General features: G+C 47.2%; 1 rRNA gene. It reads right to left on the reverse strand.

Features of this window, described 5'->3' with window-relative positions:
- A 16S ribosomal RNA gene (locus tag ACTHSL_RS14285) occupies positions 1–233 on the reverse strand; the annotation flags it as partial.

Consider the following 233-nt stretch of genomic DNA (forward strand, 5'->3'; position numbering starts at 1 on the left):
GTGTATAAGAGACAGGACTACTCGGGTATCTAATCCTGTTTGATCCCCACGCTTTCGTGCCTCAGCGTCAATACTCGTCCAGATAGCCGCTTACGCCACTGGTGTTCCTGTCAATATCTACGCATTTCACTGCTACACTGACAATTCCGATATCCTCTCCGAGATTCAAGTCTTGTAGTTTTGAAAGAAATTCCAGGGTTGAGCCCTGGGCTTTCACTCCCAACTTTCAAGAC

The organism is Neisseria sp. P0008.S010 (assembly GCF_051962715.1).
GTDB lineage: Bacteria > Pseudomonadota > Gammaproteobacteria > Burkholderiales > Neisseriaceae > Neisseria > Neisseria elongata.